Genomic DNA, 15929 nt, shown 5'->3' on the forward strand with positions numbered 1-15929 from the left:
ACCATACTTTACAAACCGGACGGGCGGCTGGATCACCAGCCGCCCGTTCTTGTTCAGGGCTGCGCGCGAAGCTCGGCGATTTCCAGTCCCTGCGGGGTCTTCTTGAACGCGAAGGCGACGCGCGATCCAGGCGCGATAGGCGCTTCGGCCAGGACATCTGCATAGACCCTGAAACGATCCCGGCCGGGCTTGAGACCGGCAGCGCTCGCGCCGTCGTGATCGAGCGTGAGAATCTGGCCCTCAAGACTGGCTACGACGCCCTGCGAGTCGTAGCTCGGGAGGTCCACGGTGGATGAAACAGCCTCTGCAACGCTGTTTTCCGAACGCGTGTTGGGGGAATCGTTCCCGCAGGCGGCGAGACCCAGAAGCGCAAGGGCGAACATAATAACATGAAATTTCATATACTTACCCATTCCCCTGAACACGACGCGCGATCACTTTGGCCTGCAGCGTCACGAAATCTTCTCGCAACTGCGAAATCCGCGTGATTTCCGGTAGCGAATTTGTGATCGAAGTTTTACTGTAGAGACACCGGCGGCTCTCCACGCCGGTATCATCCGTCGCGAAGCGCCAAAAGACGCCTGCCGGTTCCCTAGCGAACCCATCGGCAAGCGAAAAGGCCCCCCGACGGAAGACGCGCGCGGAGAGAGCCCGGCCCGCCGGAAAAGTCCGAGATCTGACGATATGAGCGATCGCTCCAGCCTCTTCGATGTGCGCTCCTCCACGAGCGTGAGCCTCGATCAGGTCGTTCGCCGTGACACGGTCGAGATTCCGGATGAGGCGGCTCTGGCCATGCCGGTGCAGCCGCTCAGCTTCTGGCAGGGCGGCGCCCGACGCGCCACCGCGCTGACCCAGGACATGAACCTGCGCCGCTGGATGCTGGGTCTGATGACCATCGCCATGGGCGTCGCGGGCTGGAAGGCCTCGTTCGACACCATCGCGCTCGGCGGCGTGACCCGCCTTGAAGCCGTGGTTCTGACGCTTCTGGCGCCGCTGTTCCTGGCCCTGTCGCTGTGGTTCTGCACGGCGCTCATCGGTTTCGTGGTCCTTATGGGCCGGCCGAAGGACCCGCTCGGCATCGACAGCGAAGCGCCGATGCCCAAGCTGCACACGCGCACCGCCATCCTGATGCCGGTCTACAACGAGGACGCGGCGGCGGTGTTCGCCCGCCTGCGCGCCATGGACGCCTCGATCGCCGAGACCGGCGCGGCGCGCAACTTCGACATTTTCGTGATCAGCGACACCCGCGACGCGCAGGTGGCCCTGGCCGAGCAGGCCTGCTTCGCGCGCTTCCGTCGCGAAGCCAACTGCAACGTCTACTACCGCATCCGCAAGGAAAACACGGGCCGCAAGGCCGGCAATGTCGCCGACTGGGTCAGCCGCTGGGGCAGCGCCTACGAGCACATGCTGGTGCTGGACGCCGACAGCCTGATGACCGGCGACGCCATGGTGCGCCTGGCCGACGCCATGGAGCGTCACCCCGGGGCGGGTCTGATCCAGACCATGCCGATGATCATCAACGGCCAGACGATCTTCGCCCGCACGCTGCAGTTCGCCACGCGCCTCTATGGCCGCGTCGCCTGGACGGGTCTGGCCTGGTGGTCGGGTTCGGAAAGCTCGTTCTGGGGCCACAACGCGATCGTGCGCACCCGCGCCTTCGCCGAGACTTGCGGCCTGCCGCATCTGCCGGGCCCCAAGCCCTTCGGCGGCGAGGTGATGAGCCACGACGCCCTGGAAAGCGCCCTGCTCCGCCGCGGCGGCTGGAGCGTGCACCTGGCGCCCTATCTCGACGGTTCCTACGAAGAGAGCCCCTCCAACCTGCTCGACTTCGCCACCCGTGACCGTCGCTGGTGCCGGGGTAACATCCAGCACGTGCCGCTGATCGCCCTCCCAGGCCTGCACTGGATGAGCCGCATGCACCTGGTGATCGGCGTGCTGAGCTACGCCCTGTCTCCGCTGTGGTTCTTCTGTCTGTCGGCCGGCCTGATCTCTCGCGCCCTGATGCCCGAGCTCAAGAAGGCCGCCTTCACCATGGCCGACCTGAAGGCCGCCGCGCACGCCCTGATCGACTGGAGCGAAATCCAGGCGACGGCCTGGGCGATGATCATCACCTTCGTGCTGCTGTTCGGGCCCAAGATCCTCGGCGCCATCCTGGTGCTGGCCCGCAAGGGCGAGGTGAAGGGCTTTGGCGGCAAGCGCCGCATGGCCGCCGGCCTGGGCGTCGAAATGCTGCTGTCGGCTCTGGTCGCGCCGATGCTGATGTTCACCCAGACCCGCGCCATCGTGGAAATCCTGGCCGGCAAGGTCGGCGGCTGGGCGGCGCAACGCCGCGACGCCGACAAGGTCGACTTCAAGGAAGCCTGGGCCGCCATGGGCTGGATCAGCCTGTCGGGCCTGATCCTGGCCGCCTCGTTCTGGTTCACGCCGGACCTGCTGACCGCCACCGCGCCGATCCTGGCCGGCCTGGTCCTGGCCGTGCCTCTGACCATGCTGGGCGCGCACAAGGTGGCCGGCCTGAAGCTGAAGGCCAACGGCCTGTTCATGACGCCGGAAGAGCGCCGCCCGCCGGCCATCGTCCGCGCCGCCGTGGGCGCGGCCTGCGAGCCGCCGATCCGCTGGTTCGCCCGGAACGGTCGCCCGATCGGCCCGACGACCAAGATCCGCGACGCGGCCTAATCCACGGGTAAAGCGTCGATCCGACTGGTCCTCAAAGGCCCGGAGCGGTAGAAGCGCGGCTTCGTTTGTTTTTTCGGAGCCGGGTGCCGTGTCGCGTCTGTTCAGCGCCTATGTGATCGTCGATTGGAGCGCGGCGGCCAAGCCGACCACGGGCGCGGACTCCATCTGGATCGGCGTGCTCAAGCGTGACGTCCGCTTCCGCCTGAGCTTCGAGAGCTACAACCCGGCGACGCGCGGCGAGGCCGAGACGAAGCTGGCCGCCATCCTGGACGACCTGAAAAAGCGTGGCGAGCGCGCCCTAGTGGGTTTCGACTTCCCGCTCGGCTTCCCGCGCGGCCTGGCGCAAGCCCTGGCGCTGCCGGGCGAAACGCCCTGGCGCGCGGTCTGGGACCAACTGGCCAAGATGGTCAAGGACAAGGCCGACAACACCAACAACCGCTTTGGCGTGGGCTCGGAAATCAACCGTCGCCTGACGGGCGGCCCGTTCCCCTTCTGGGGCTGCCCGCCCAAGGACGCCCTGACCACGCTGCAGCCCAAGCGCCCCCGCGAGCACGGTCCCGACGACCTGCCCGAGTTCCGCTACGCCGATCAGGCCGCCAAGGGCGCGCATTCGATCTGGAAGCTCTACTACAACGGCTCGGTCGGCGGTCAGGCGATCATGGGCATCCCGGCCGTGCGCCGTCTGAAGGACGCCCGGGGCGACGCCGTTCGGGTCTGGCCGTTCGAGACGGGCTTCAAGGCCCTGACGGACGCCGATCTGGAGGGCGTCGAGGTGGTGGTGGCTGAGGTTTATCCCTCGCTGCTCAAGCCCACGCCGGCGCCGGGCGAGGTCAAGGACCTGGCCCAGGTCCGCAGCCTAGCCGAGCACTTCGCCAAGCTGGACGAAGCCGGCAAGCTGGGGACTTCGTTCGACGCGCCAAAGAGCCTCGCCGAAGACGCCCTGGCGGCGGCGGCGACCGAGGAAGGCTGGATCCTGGGGGCCTAGGCCGCCCCCTGCGCCGCCTTCCGGTCCCGCCAGTCCAGCATCCGGAACCGCATCAGCAGGAACCCGGCCGCCAGGAAGCTGGTCACAATGATCGAGACCAGCACGCCGTTCAGGCCCATGCCCTTGGGGATCGCCAGCCACCAAGCCAGCGGCCCCATGACCAGGGCGTAGCTGATCAGGTGGGTGATGGTCGGAACCCAGACCTCGCCGCGCGCGCGCAGCGCCTGGGCCGCGACCACCTGCACCGCGTCGGGCGCGAAGAACAGGCAAGCCAACACCAGGGCCGGCAGGATCAGCGCCAGAGCGGCAGGGTCGGTCGTATAGGCCAGGGCGACCCAGTGCTTGGTCGGGTATAGCAGCAGGCCGAACAGCACGCCGATCACGCCGATCACCGCAAAGGCGATCCAGCCGGCGCGGGTCATGCCCGCCGGGTCGCGCGCGCCATAGGCTCGCCCCACCATCACCGCCGTAGCCGAGGCCACGCCCAGCGGCACCATGAAGATGATCGCCGAGACGTTCAGCACTACCGTATAGGCGGCCACCGCGAGGGCGCTGATCCAGCCGCAGATCAGGTTCATGCCCGCAAAGGCCGAGACCTCGAAGAAGTTGGACGCCCCGGCGCCATAGCCGATGCGGCGCTGCTCGATCTCGGCAGGTCGGTCGCGAGCGGGCTTGTCGAACACGCCGAGCTCGCGCGCCTCCTTCATGCGGAGGACGAAGATCGCCAGCGCCAGCGCCAGGGCCGTTCGCGCGATGAAGGTCGCCCAGGCGCCGCCCACCGCGCCCAGCGCCGGCAGTCCCAGAACGCCCGGCACCAGCAGCAGGTTGGCGCCCAGGTTCACGACATTGGCCAACCACATCATCGCCGCGCCTGGTCCTGGCCTTGAGAGCCCCTCCAGCCAGAACGTCAGAACCACCGAGATCGCATAGACCGGCAGGGACAGCGAAAAGACGATCAGCGGCAGGGTCGCGCCCTCGGCGAGGCCATCCTTCAAGCCCATGGCCTGCAGGAACATGGGTCCCAGCAGCGCCAGCAGAGCCATCGACCCAAAGCCCAGCCAGCCCGCGTAAACGAGCCCTCGCCGCAGCACCGCGCCGGTCTCATGCGGATTGCCCGCCCCCATCGCGCGCGCGGTCATCACCTGCACGCCCACCAGAAGGCCGACCGTCGCGGTCACGAACACCGAAGACGGCGCCCAGGCCATGGCGTGATAGCCAAGCTGCTGCGCCGAGAAATGGCCGACCACGATCGCGTCGGTCAGGCCCATCACCATGATGCCCAGGCGCGACAGCACGACCGGCCCCGCCAGGCGGAGCAGTTCAATCAGATCGGTCATAATGGGGCCGCGCGGCCGCTCCGGAAGGAGCGCCGTTCCGGCCGCGTCACGCGGCATGGTCGTCACCACTGTCAAAGAAGGGGCGCAAGGTGGCCCATGCCCGTTTTCCGGGCAACCCGCATTTAGCTGTGCTTGGCGCGACGCGCCAGCCTCGGCCCCGCGAACCCGTAAGGTCGGGTGGCGGTTTCAGCGGCTAGTGCGGCCACACCTCGCTGAGAACCTTGGCTTGACCGTCCTTGAAGCTGACCTCCATCGACGGATCCTTCGGTTTGCCCGCGGCGAAAAGCTCGTAGATGACCATGCCGTCGTTCTGCTTGCTTTCGATCACCCGCACCGGCGTGATGGCCTTGCCCGACGCTGCGGCGGCGTCTCGAACGGCCTTGGGCGCATCGCTCCAGGCGATGTCACGCTGGGTCTCGACGATCGTCCAGGCGCCGTCCTTCTCCAGCAGGTCGAACTCGATCTCCGAACCATCCGGCATCACGCCCTCCACGTCGAAATAGCGGCGGTTCTCGCGTTCCTTCAGCTCGGCTTCCTTGATGGTCATGGCCGGGGCGGCGCCCTTGACGACGGCGACGACGGCCGCCGGCAGATCCTTGGCGGCGACCGGGGTGATCTTGGTCTCAACGGAGGTCTGGGCGAGCGCGAGAACCGAGATGAGAAGCGGGACCATGGGGATCTCCTCGTGGAACGGGCCGGCGACCATAGCCGTCATCTCGGCCGAAAACGATGCAAAGGCGGTATCGCAGACGCATGCTATTCGATCCACCGCCCATGGAGTCGCCATCATGCCCCGCCGCGTCGCACTCGTGTCCCTGCTCGTCGCCGACTATGACGAGGCGATCGCCTTCTATGTCGGCAAGCTGGGCTTCTCTCTGGTCGAGGACACCGACATGGGCCACGGCAAGCGATGGGTGGTCGTGTCGCCCGGCGGCGACGGGACCCAGTTTCTGCTCGCCCGCGCCGTCGGCGAACAGGCAGAGGCGATCGGCCGCCAGGGCGGCGGACGAGTGTGGCTGTTCCTGCACACGGACGATTTCGCCGGCGACCATGCGCGCATGAGTCAGGCCGGCGTTCGGTTCCTGGAGGAACCCCGTCACGAAGCCTATGGCACGGTCGTTGTATTCGAGGACCTGTCGGGCAATCGTTGGGACCTGATGCAACCCAAGGCCTGAGATCACCATGTTCCGACTCCTGACCCTGGTCGCGCTGGTGACCGCCCTCGCCTGCTCAACCGTGCAGGCTGTGCAGGCCGAGCCCAAGATCCGCGTGCTCTATCTGGGCCAATCGGTCGGATGGCGACATGCCCCGGTGACGCGCCCCCACAACAGCAACGGACCGACGCCCTCAGAGGTGGCCCTCGCCGAGATCGGCGGCCAGAGCGGGGCCTTCAGCGTGGAGTCGACGCAGGACGCCCGCGACATCACGCCGGAAAAGCTCAAGACGATCGACGTGCTGGTTTTCTACACCACGGGTGAGCTTCCGATCTCGGCCGAGACCTGGCAGGCGATCCAAGGCTGGATCGAAAGCGGCAAGGGCGGCTTCGTGGGCCTGCACAGCGCCACCGACACCCACTGGGACTATTCGGGGCCGGGCCAGACCTATACCGCCTTCATCAACGGCAGGTTCGCCGGTCACCCCTGGACGCAGGGCGCGCCGCTCACCATCCAGTCGCTCGGCGGCCAAAGTCCGGTCAACAGGGCCTGGCCAAGCCGCTTCGCCTACGCGGAAGAGATCTATCAGTACTCGGACTATGACCCGAAGAAGGTCCGGGTGCTGCAGGCGCTGGACTTCACCGAGACGCCGTTGAAGCGACCCTGGTTCGTGCCGGTCACCTGGACCCGACAGATCGGCAAGGGCCGGCTGTTCTACTCCAATCTTGGCCATACCCCCAGCACCTGGAACGACGCGCGCTACCGCGACCAGATCCTGGACGCGATCCGCTGGACCGCCCATCGTCTCCCCGGCTCGGCGACGCCGAACCCCGAGGAACAGGCGCTGTGGGCCTTGCGGTCTCTGCTGGCCTTCGAAAATCGGCCGCGGGCCGACGTCGAGACACGAATGGCCAGGCTGGCCAGGGCCGACAGGATCTGGCTGCTGGACGCCGCCACCCGCACGGCTGCGCTCCGCCCGCTCTGGCCGGAGAAGCCCGAAAGCGACAAGAGCGCTTTCGAGACGGCCTATCGCGCTCTTCTCGCCGACGTGCTCGCCCGCTCAGAGCCTTAAGGCGTCGCCTCGTCCGTCCCGAACGCTTCGGCCGCGTAGGTCCGGAGCTGAGCGGCGATGTCGTCGGGCCAGCTATCGATCTGCGTTTCGAACCCCGCGTCGTCGCCCGCATAAAGGCTGCGCATGGCCTCTTCGAAGCCGGGCAGATCGCCCGCCATGGCGGAGGCGAAGCGATAGGCCGCGTCCCGCGAGGCGCGGATGCGGTCCGGCCCCTCGGCGGCGCGACGTGCGGCCTCGACCAGCTTTCTCAGCGCCACGGACGCGCCGCCGGGCTGGGCGGCGAGCCAGTCCCAATGTCGGGGCAGCAAGGTCACTTCACGGGCGACGACGCCCAGCTTGGGTCGACCGCGTCCGCGCGGCGCTTCGCCTTCCGGCGCGAACCGCGCCTTCAGGGCTGCCGGACCGCCACTGAGATCGAAATCGACCGATCGCCCCTGGGGATCAAAGATCAGGACGTCCGCCTCGGTCGACAGCGCCTGGGCCGCCAGAGCCGCCTCAAGCCGCGAGCCCGCCGCGACGCGACGTGCTGCGTGGAAGACTACAAACCGCTCGTCCATCAGTTCAGCCCCCGGGCGCCGAGGGCCCCTATCCAATAGCCGCGCCGATCCTTGAGGCGCGAGGCGCGGCCGAATGCATCGAGTCCCTCGACGTCGATACCTTCGATCGCTTCGAAGGCGAAGGCGTCGGCGCCATGGGCGTTCCATGCCGCCTGGAGGCTAGGTTCGCGGTGCGATCCTAGACGCAGGGAGAACCAGATCCCGTTCTGCCGCGTGGAAAGGTCTGGCGTCGCGCCGACCCACACCTCGCCGGTCGTCTCGCAGCGGATCGCGTACACGCCGCTTTCGACCTTGCGTTCTTTGTAAGCGCGCCGCAGCGCGTCGCGTCCGGACATAGCGAACCTCCTGGCGCGCTATTTACCCGGATAAAATATAAAGTCAATATTACCCGGGTGATTATGCCGGAATGGGCCGGTAGGAGATGTAGCCCCGCTCGACCATGCGGCGGGTGGCCTCATAGACGGCGGTCAGCTCTTCGTAGGTCAGCCTTAGATGAGCCAGACGCGCCAACTGACCTTCGGAAAGTGTTGCGCCGCCCTCGGCCATCTGAGCCGCCTCGCTCACCCATTTGGCGCGCGCGGTTGCGGCCGCCACGGCCAAGCGCTGGAACTGACCGCCTTCCACCTTGGGGAAGGTCGCGCCCAGCACCGCCTTGTTGGAAGCGTATGCGGTGTAGTCGATCTGTTCGAGGTAGCCACGCAACCGGCGCTGGACTTGAGGGTCCACGTCAGTGGGTTCGAAGTGGTCGCCTGTACGGCGCGTACTGGAAGTCATGGTCGCCATGACGGCCTCCGATCCGGCCGAAAATCGGCCGCTCAGACCTTCAGTCTGCGCCGCAGTGCTTAAGGACGGGTTGAGAGCGCGAAGGCGCTCCCGCCCGGCTAGAGCCCTTTCAGATCTGATTGGCCCGATCAAATCCGATGAAAAGTCATCTATTACAGTGTCTTATAGCGGTCTTTGATCCGATCACCGCTTGACGCTGATCGAAGAACGCTCTCGGCGCGCAAGGCTTAGGAGGGTGCGACCAAAGCGCACGAACGCGCTCTAGGGCCTACTTCTAGAGTTGCTTGCGGAAGCCCAGTCGCACCGTGCGGCCCAGCGGGTCGAGATAGTCGCGCTGGTAGGCCTGCGGCGTTACGCCATTCTGGTCACGCACCGTCTGCTTGGCGTCGAATACGTTCTCGAAGTTCAGCGAGACCTGCGCGCCCTTGAGGATCGGATACTTGTCGACCATCGCCTTGCGCGCAGGGGCGTTGAAGCTGGCGAAGAAGCTCACGCCCAGGGTGGCGAGATCCGAGAAGTACAGCGTCTGGCCGCCGGTGGCCCCACCGTTCACCCAGGTTGAGTCCTTCCAGGTTCCGTTGAAGCGCATGCCAAGGCCGTCCTTGAAGTAGCCGCCCTGCACCTGCACCTCGTGACGGGCCTGGCCGGTGCGCGAACTGATCGCCGCGCCGTCCAGCTGGTCCAGAACGGGCAGGCCCTCGCGGGTGGTCAGCTCGTCCGTCAGGCGCCAGGTGTGATAGACCGACAGCTGCAACATGCCCTGCCCCGGCCGCATCATGCCGCCCGGCCCGCCGGGGCCCATCATGCCCCCGCCCCCAGGACCGCCCGGGCCGCCGAAGCGCATCATGCCGCCCATGCCGCCGCCTGGACCGCCGCCCATGCGCCCGACGCCCATACCGCCCGGCCCGCCGGGCCCCGCCGCCGCGCCCGGCGTCGGCTTGCCGACGGGCCTGAACAGGTTGAAGCCCCAGCGAATATCCTCGCGTTCGGCGCTCGCGAAGTTCACCGGGCGGGCGTCGATCGCCACCAAGCGACCGGTGGCGTCCCGCGTGAAGCGTTCCGGGAAGGCGCGCTCCAGATCCGGCGTAATGGCCGGGAAGCTGGAGATCACGTTGCTGGTCTCGGCGCGGGTGTAGGTCGCGTTGAAGGTCAGCTCGACCTTTTCCAGCGGCTTGTAGTTGACCTGGAACTTCGAGACCTTGCGATTGTCGTTGCGCAGGTTCGGGTTGCCGCCGTCGGTGCGGGTGATCTGCACGGTCTGCCCCGTGTTGAAATCGAACACCACGACGTTCGGCGTCACCACCAGCGGATCGTTGATCTGATTGGTAGAGGGCGCGCCCTCCTCGTCCGTGAAGCTGGCGATCAGGCTGAGCGGCTTGATCGGCGTCCAGTTCAGCCCTGCGCCAAGGGTGGTCAGGCCGCCGAGGTCGGAGAGGTCCTCATAGCCTGCGTTAAAGTTGGCCGAGAGATCGCCGACCTTGGCCAGCACGCCATTGCGGGTGCTGGTCAGCGGCAGCGTGAAGCTGCTCTGAACGTTCTGCCGGTTGCGCGTGACGTCGCGCTCGGTGCTGACGCCCGAGCGGACGGTCTTGGAGTCCAGCGCACGGGTGTCCGCGCCGATCTTGAAGCTGGTCTGGACCCCACCGGCCGGCAGCTGGAACAGATTGCCGTTCAGCACAAACTCGGCGCTCGCAGAGGTCGAGACCGAGTGAGCCGTGTCCGGCGCGACGCTCTTGTAGAGATTGGAGGCGATCGGTCCGAACGGATTGACGCTGGGATCGCCGGCCGTCACTGCGGCTTGGAACGCCGAAGCGTCGAGGCCGCGCCCCGTGGTGGTGTCGGTCGTTGTGCGGTCGATATCGCTCGTCAGGGTCCAGCGCCAGTCTTTCACCCGCCCGTTGGCCGCCATGCTGACCTGCGTGCGCAGGACATCGGTCTCCCGCGCCAGCGCCCCGGGCGCGTTGATATAGCGATAGCCGGTCACCGCCTGCGAAAACGGCGAGAAGGGGCTACCCGCCGGCAAGGTGAACCGCACGCCCGGAAGGCCCAACAGCGCCTGGCTTTTGGTGTCTTCGAGATTTCCGCTGATCGTCAGCTGGGTGGTCTTGTTCAGATCACGGCTGATCGAGCCGCGCAGGGTGGCGCGCTCTGACTTGGAGATCAGGGAACGGCTCGCGGTCAGGTCGTCGGTGTTGTAGCGGCCCGCCAGGGGCGAGAAGGCCGAAAGCCCGACCCTTCCGGCCTGGGCGGCGTCTGGAACGCCCGCGATCTTGACCAATCCGCCGCTGGCGGCGGAGAGCGCGGGATCAATCTCCCCTCCGTTCAGGCCACTGATGTTGCCGACCAGATCATAGGGCTGGCCGTCTGGGGCGCGCACGATGTTGCGGTCGTTTTCCAGCAGGTAGGGGTCCCGCTGAACCTGCAGATCCAGGTTCCAGCGCTTGTCGCCGTCGATACGCACCCGATTGCCGCCGCCGCTCAGCGTCGTGCGGCCGCCGTCCGTGGCGACCGTGGCCGCCGCCTGGGCCGTGGTGGCGTTGTAGTTCTTCTTCAGGATGATGTTCACGACCCGCTGATCGGCCTTGTAGCCGTAGCTCAGCGCGACCTCTTCGGGCAGCACCTGGAAGCGCTCGATCGCTTCGGGCGGGACGCCCTGAATCTCCTGGAAGCCCGAAATGCGGCGGCCGTTGATCAACAGAACCGGCCCGCCACCGCCGCCATCGCGCCCTCGGGTGCTGGCGGTCTGCGGGGTCAGAAGCGTCAGGAGCTCACCGATGCTGTTGGCGCCGAAGCTCTTGATCTCCTCCTCGTTCAGCTCGATCTCGGGCTCGATATTCCCCTCGACCTTGCCCCGGGGATCGGCCTGGATGGTCAGACCTTCGACCTCATTGGGGCCTTCGTCCTTGACCTTTGCTGTCTTCTGGTCGCCTTCCGCAATCATCACCGGCGGCTCAGCAGGCGTCGCCGCCGAGGTCGCGGCAGGATCGAGCGAGACGGCGGCCAGCCCGTAGAGCAGCACGGTCGAAAGGGTCATTCAGCCCACAGAAGCATGAGTTTCAAACGACGCCGACGCAAACGGCGCCAACGCTGGGTTGTCGCTCCTTACGGCCCGGCGGAGAGCACCGCAACAGCCTTGGAGAGCCAGCACAGCTATTGCAGCAGAAAGCACACAGGGGTGTGTCCCAATCCGCGCCAAATGCGGCCTAGGCTTTGAAAAATAGACATATTCGACATGTGCGAGTGTGCAACACGACACGATGTTTCAGGCGAGAAACAAACCCGGCGCTCGGACTCTGCGCGCACCCCTCGTAAACGCTGCAAGACCGCATCTGACGCCCCTTTCAGAGGCCAGATCACAATCTTTGCGCGCAAATTCCTGGAGCCTCTCCGGATCGCGCCACACGTCGTGATTCAAAACAGAAGGTCAGCGAGTCGCGCCCGCTGCGGCGCCCTCGCGGATTGTCGCGAACAGGCTGGACAAGGCCTTGGCGTGACCGCCCATCAGGTCGCTATCTGGAAACACCGCCATTGGAACGGTCGGCGCCAGTCCGCGCCCTTCCAGATCCCGGCCGTCCGCCGTGCGATAGAGCTCCGCCGGCAGGGCCAGAGTCCAACCATTGGGCAGGGGCTTGGGCAGCTGGTCGGAGAACGCCCCACGCGTCGTCCCACCCACCAGGGTGACGTTCGGCAACGCCTTCATCATCAGGGCGAAAGTCTCGCCCGCGCTGACCGTGATGTCACTGGTGACCACATAGACCGGACCGGTAAAGCCAACCGCACCGGACGGCTCGACCTTGATCACCTGCGGCGGGGCCTTCGCGCCCACCGGAACCTTGGCATAGGCCACACGGGGTTGAGCGGTGAACCGCGCCGCGATCCTTCGGCTGATGACGTCGTATCCGCCCCGATTGTTGCTGACATCGACCACCACCGCCCTGGCGCCGACGAAGGCGCTGAGGGCTTCATCGAGGGCAGCGTCCAGCGGTCGCGGATCGTCCGGCGCGGCGTTGCGGGCGAACGCGCCCATAGTCAGGACATTGAGGTAGCCGACGTCGTCGACCCGCCCCCAGAAGATCCGATTGTTGGCGGCCTGACGCCCCTTGCCCTGCAGCAGGCCCGTCAGGATGCCTTCACGGTAGGCCTGGAGCCAGGCCCGCTCGTCGCCGGACGGGTCTGCAGCCCGGACGCGCATCAGCGTGGGCGACTCGCCCGGCTCAAAATCGCGGCGTGCGCCCTGAACCATCCCATGCAGTTCGACATGCGGATCATCCAGGCCGCTGAGCAGCCCCGCCATCGCCAGCCAAAGCTGATCGTCGGTGGCGTTCGGCCCCACTTGAGTCAGCGCCTTGGCCTTGCGCGCAGGCCAATCCAGCTTGCGCTCCGCCGAGCGCGGATAGAGTTCGGCGAAGGTGTCCGCCGCGAAGGCGACGATGCGGTCGGGTGTCCAGCCTCCTGCTGAAATGCAGTCCGTCGGCAGGTTCGGAAGGCGATCAAACTGATAGCGAGTCCCGACCGGATCGCCCGTCAGGCTGATCACGCCGGGGCCTTCAGCCCGCCAGAGGGCCAGGACCCCGTCGGGATCCGGCTCGCGGCGTGGATCGGGATAGCAGGCGCCGCCGGCGGTGTGAAACAGTTGAGGCCCATCGGGTCCGAACTGGACGATCCAGCCATAGCCCCGGGATTTCCAGGCGCCGCGCAGCTCTGCGGCTACCGGGCCATTCTTGGGCTGCACCGGCCAGAACGGGCTTTCCGCCAAGGCCGGAGAAGCCAGCAGGAAAGCGGCTGTGGCCGCGAGAAGACTCAAGCGTTTCATAGGCGCGACGGTGGAGGCGTCTCCCCCGTCGCGCCAGTGAAAACAGCGTCACTCGGTCTTCAGATAGATCTCCGAGCCCTGCTCGCGGAACTTCTCGCTCATCTCGGCCATGCCCAGTTCGGCGCTGTTGGGCGCCTTGCCGGCCGCGAAGTCTCGAACCTCCTGGCTGATCTTCATCGAGCAGAACTTGGGACCGCACATCGAGCAGAAGTGCGCGGTCTTGTGCGCCTCCTTGGGCAGGGTCTCGTCGTGGAACTTGCGGGCGGTTTCCGGGTCGAGGCCCAGGTTGAACTGGTCCTCCCAGCGGAACTCGAAGCGCGCGCGGCTGATGGCGTCGTCCCACATGGCCGCGCCCGGGTGACCCTTGGCGAGGTCAGCGGCGTGGGCGGCCAGCTTGTAGGTGATGACGCCGGTCTTCACGTCGTCGCGGTCCGGCAGGCCCAGGTGCTCCTTGGGCGTGACGTAGCAGAGCATCGCCGTGCCGAACCAGCCGATCATCGCCGCCCCGATGGCCGAGGTGATGTGGTCGTAGCCAGGCGCGATGTCGGTGGTCAACGGGCCGAGGGTGTAGAACGGGGCCTCGTGGCAGTGCTTCAGCTGCTCATCCATATTGGCCTTGATCTTGTGCATGGCCACGTGGCCCGGCCCTTCGATCATCACCTGGACGCCGTGCTTCCAGGCCACCTTGGTCAGCTCGCCCAGGGTGCGCAGCTCCGAGAACTGGGCCTCATCATTGGCGTCGGCGGTCGAGCCGGGACGCAGACCATCGCCCAGCGAGAACGACACGTCATAGGCGCGCATGATCTCGCAGATCTCGTCGAAGCGCTCGTAGAGGAAGTTCTCCTTGTGGTGCGCCAGACACCACTTGGCCATGATCGAGCCGCCGCGCGACACGATGCCGGTGACGCGCTTGGCGGTCATCGGAATGAACGGCAGGCGCACGCCGGCGTGGATCGTGAAGTAGTCGACGCCCTGCTCGCACTGCTCGATCAGGGTGTCGCGGAAGACCTCCCAGTTCAGGTCCTCGGCCACGCCGTTGACCTTCTCCAGCGCCTGATAGATCGGCACGGTGCCGATCGGCACGCTGCTGTTGCGGATGATCCAGTCGCGGATGTTGTGGATGTTGCGCCCCGTGGACAGGTCCATGACCGTGTCGGCGCCCCAGCGCGTGGCCCAGACCAGCTTGTCGACCTCGTCGGCGACGGTGGAGAGCACGGCAGAGTTGCCGATATTGGCGTTGATCTTGACCAGGAAGTTACGGCCGATCGCCATCGGCTCAAGCTCGCCGTGGTTGATGTTGGCCGGGATGATGGCGCGGCCGCGGGCGATTTCCTGGCGCACGAACTCGGGCGTCACAAAGTCGGGGATCGAGGCGCCGAAGTCCTCGCCGTCACGCACGCACGGACGGTCCTGCTCGCGGCGCAGGTTCTCGCGGATGGCCACATATTCCATCTCGGCCGTGATGATCCCGGCGCGGGCATATTCCAGCTGGGTGACCAGCTTGCCCGGCTTGGCGCGGTAGATCTTGCGGCCGGTGTCCGGGAATTCGGGGGCAAGGTGCTTGCCCTGGGCGAAGCCGTTGTCCTCGGGCTTCACCTGGCGAGGATCGGCGACCTCTTCGACGTCGCCGCGCGCCACGACCAGCGCCTCGCGGGTGCGCGGCAGGCCCTTCTCGATGTCGATCTGGACGGCGGGGTCGCTATACGGGCCCGACGGATCATAGATCGTCACCGGCGGCTCATTGGCCGACGGGTGGACGGCCACCTCGCGGAACGGCACGCGCAGTTCGGGGAACAGCTCGCCGGCCTGATAGACCTTGCGCGAGCCGGGGATCGGACCGGTCGAGATCGTCTCGGCCACGGCCTTGATGGTGCTCTGGATATTCATTTCGGGCGCTCCTCAAGCTTCCAAGGAGACCCGGACGTGCGTGCTTGAGTCGGTCTTACGGACGAGACAAACGCTGTCGTCCGCGTTCCCTCCCTTCGCCGGCATGACCCGGATCAGGTTCTACGGGTCAGGGCGTGAGCCCAATCTCAGCCGCGCGAGCGGCCCCCCGGTGAACAGACGTCGGACACTAGGGACACTGACGCACAGGTCAAGGCGCAATGCCCCCCAGGCCCTACTCCTTGGGCTCGCTAGCCGGCCGGATCGCCCGCATCCGGGCGTTGCCCTGCTCGAGGGCCGCCTGGGTCAGCCGTTCAAGGCGCGCCATGGAAGCGTTGAACTCGGCGTCGCTCAGCGTTGCGTCCCCGGTCACGGGCGGCGGCGCGGTATCCTTTAAGACGACGGGACCCATTGTCAGCGCGGCGTTCAGATCGCGCAGAGTGACCTGGGTTTGCGCGCGCTCGCGCGCATTGGACGCCGCGATCTGACTTTGCAGAACATCACGACGCGCGTCTTCGAGCGCGTGGGCGGCGGCGTTTCGCGCTTGGATTTCACGCAGGTCTTGCGCATGCGCGGCTCCGCCCCCGAGGAACGCAGCAAGACCTGCGGAAAGAAGATACGCCGCTCGACTCACCGACTTGGCTCCTTGGGTCGCAGAGCGCACGCCA

Annotated in this window: 14 protein-coding genes and 1 riboswitch; of the genes, 4 read left to right on the forward strand and 10 right to left on the reverse strand. The window is 66.6% G+C overall.

Features of this window, described 5'->3' with window-relative positions; genetic code table 11:
- Window positions 1-53 precede the first annotated feature (53 nt).
- Window positions 54-401 (reverse strand): copper-binding protein, encoded by a 348-nt coding sequence (locus tag CVUC_RS16265; RefSeq protein ID WP_096034779.1) that lies wholly within the window; start codon window positions 399-401, stop codon window positions 54-56.
- 283 nt (window positions 402-684) lie between these two features.
- Between CVUC_RS16265 and mdoH the strand changes: the two genes are divergently transcribed.
- Window positions 685-2676 (forward strand): glucans biosynthesis glucosyltransferase MdoH, encoded by a 1992-nt coding sequence (gene mdoH / locus CVUC_RS16270; protein WP_096033448.1) that lies wholly within the window; start codon window positions 685-687, stop codon window positions 2674-2676.
- A gap of 88 nt (window positions 2677-2764) precedes the next feature.
- Window positions 2765-3661, forward strand: coding sequence for a cobalamin biosynthesis protein CbiG (locus CVUC_RS16275; protein ID WP_096033449.1), 897 nt, complete (start codon window positions 2765-2767; stop codon window positions 3659-3661).
- Here CVUC_RS16275 and CVUC_RS16280 read toward each other — a convergent pair.
- Both CVUC_RS16280 and CVUC_RS16285 read right to left on the reverse strand, forming a co-directional pair.
- Window positions 3658-5073: an MATE family efflux transporter gene (locus tag CVUC_RS16280; RefSeq protein ID WP_096033450.1), complete on the reverse strand. Its 1416-nt coding sequence runs from the start codon at window positions 5071-5073 to the stop codon at window positions 3658-3660. The genes CVUC_RS16275 and CVUC_RS16280 overlap by 4 nt on opposite strands.
- Window positions 5074-5191: 118 nt before the next feature.
- A complete protein-coding gene (locus CVUC_RS16285; protein ID WP_010919887.1) occupies window positions 5192-5671 on the reverse strand; it encodes a hypothetical protein in 480 nt (159 codons plus the stop codon).
- A gap of 115 nt (window positions 5672-5786) precedes the next feature.
- Between CVUC_RS16285 and CVUC_RS16290 the strand changes: the two genes are divergently transcribed.
- Both CVUC_RS16290 and CVUC_RS16295 read left to right on the forward strand, forming a co-directional pair.
- Window positions 5787-6173, forward strand: a complete 387-nt coding sequence (locus tag CVUC_RS16290; protein ID WP_010919888.1) for a VOC family protein — start codon at window positions 5787-5789, stop codon at window positions 6171-6173.
- A 7-nt stretch (window positions 6174-6180) separates the two neighbouring features.
- Window positions 6181-7224, forward strand: coding sequence for a ThuA domain-containing protein (locus CVUC_RS16295; protein ID WP_096033451.1), 1044 nt, complete (start codon window positions 6181-6183; stop codon window positions 7222-7224).
- On the opposite strand, the gene CVUC_RS16300 is transcribed toward CVUC_RS16295, so the two are convergent.
- The 7 genes from CVUC_RS16300 to CVUC_RS16330 all read right to left on the reverse strand — a co-directional run bounded on the left by CVUC_RS16300 (window position 7221) and on the right by CVUC_RS16330 (window position 15925).
- On the reverse strand, window positions 7221-7781 hold the full coding sequence (locus tag CVUC_RS16300; protein WP_096033452.1) for a DUF2239 family protein: 561 nt from the start codon (window positions 7779-7781) through the stop codon (window positions 7221-7223). The two genes, CVUC_RS16295 and CVUC_RS16300, sit on opposite strands and share 4 nt — an antisense overlap.
- Window positions 7781-8116 (reverse strand): GIY-YIG nuclease family protein, encoded by a 336-nt coding sequence (locus CVUC_RS16305; RefSeq protein ID WP_096033453.1) that lies wholly within the window; start codon window positions 8114-8116, stop codon window positions 7781-7783. The genes CVUC_RS16300 and CVUC_RS16305 overlap by 1 nt, the downstream gene beginning before the upstream one ends.
- A 61-nt stretch (window positions 8117-8177) precedes the next feature.
- Complete coding sequence (locus CVUC_RS16310; RefSeq protein WP_010919892.1) at window positions 8178-8564, reverse strand: hypothetical protein; 387 nt, start codon at window positions 8562-8564, stop codon at window positions 8178-8180.
- Window positions 8565-8838: 274 nt separating this feature from the next.
- Entirely contained in the window at window positions 8839-11598 is a 2760-nt protein-coding gene (locus CVUC_RS16315) for a TonB-dependent receptor plug domain-containing protein (RefSeq protein ID WP_096033454.1), read from the reverse strand.
- A 390-nt stretch (window positions 11599-11988) separates the two neighbouring features.
- Window positions 11989-13377, reverse strand: a complete 1389-nt coding sequence (locus tag CVUC_RS16320) for a S41 family peptidase (RefSeq protein ID WP_096033455.1) — start codon at window positions 13375-13377, stop codon at window positions 11989-11991.
- A gap of 48 nt (window positions 13378-13425) precedes the next feature.
- Window positions 13426-15264, reverse strand: a complete 1839-nt coding sequence (gene thiC / locus CVUC_RS16325) for a phosphomethylpyrimidine synthase ThiC (RefSeq protein ID WP_096033456.1) — start codon at window positions 15262-15264, stop codon at window positions 13426-13428.
- A 73-nt stretch (window positions 15265-15337) separates the two neighbouring features.
- Window positions 15338-15443, reverse strand: a riboswitch (TPP riboswitch).
- A gap of 53 nt (window positions 15444-15496) precedes the next feature.
- Complete coding sequence (locus tag CVUC_RS16330; RefSeq protein WP_096033457.1) at window positions 15497-15925, reverse strand: hypothetical protein; 429 nt, start codon at window positions 15923-15925, stop codon at window positions 15497-15499.
- Between the last annotated feature and the right edge of the window lie 4 nt (window positions 15926-15929).

Source organism: Caulobacter vibrioides, assembly GCF_002858865.1.
GTDB lineage: Bacteria > Pseudomonadota > Alphaproteobacteria > Caulobacterales > Caulobacteraceae > Caulobacter > Caulobacter vibrioides.